We start from the raw sequence: 722 nt of genomic DNA on the forward strand, positions 1-722 counted from the left end.
AACATCCCGAAATCACGCAAAGTGAAGCTTTTTGGAACTCTTTAAAGCATGGATTGAGTTTTAATTTAGATGATGAGATTGCGGGGATTACAGCGGCAGGACGTGATTCTGATGATCAGTGGGCAATAAGTGCTTTTTTGAATGGGCTTTACAACTATTGGACTGGAGATAAGAAAACCATAGAAAAATATGAGAAAGAAGCCAATAGAATACGTGATTATTATCGTAGGATGAGTGATCAACATTATTGGACTTCTTTTGCTGGAAATGCTTTAGGGTCGGCAATCCCTTCCCTTGCGACTTTAGGGGGAGGACTGTTAGCCTCAGGAGCACGCCTTGTAGCGCCTACACTTGCAAGGAATGTGGCGGGGTCAAAATTAGGTCAAGCCTTTTTGAAAGCAGGTCAGTTACCCCCAAGTCGATTTGCAAGTCCATTTTTAGGCATCACGAACAAAACAACATTACCTCATTTGCTTAAAGTAGGTGCAGCATCTGGTGCATTACATGGCGCAGGAGAAGGCGAAGGACTTTTAAATACACTTCAAACCACGGCATCTGGTGGAACTTTAGGAATGGGCGGGGCATTGGCTGGAAATCTTGTAGGCAGTATGCTTGGTTCTACTTTTGGTGGAATACGAAGACTTTTTTCTCCTTCTCATACGAAAGAAGGTGTTTCAAAAGATACGTTAAGAGCAATCAGTAAACATTTAGGCAATGAAGCT

The 722-nt window shown here is 42.5% G+C and carries 1 pseudogene; it reads left to right on the forward strand.

The window, feature by feature from the left end:
• Nucleotides 1–722 (forward strand): annotated as a pseudogene (locus ACFIL3_RS10795) (hypothetical protein); the annotation flags it as partial.

The organism is Bartonella sp. CE47NXGY (genome assembly GCF_042195415.1).
Classification (GTDB): domain Bacteria; phylum Pseudomonadota; class Alphaproteobacteria; order Rhizobiales; family Rhizobiaceae; genus Bartonella.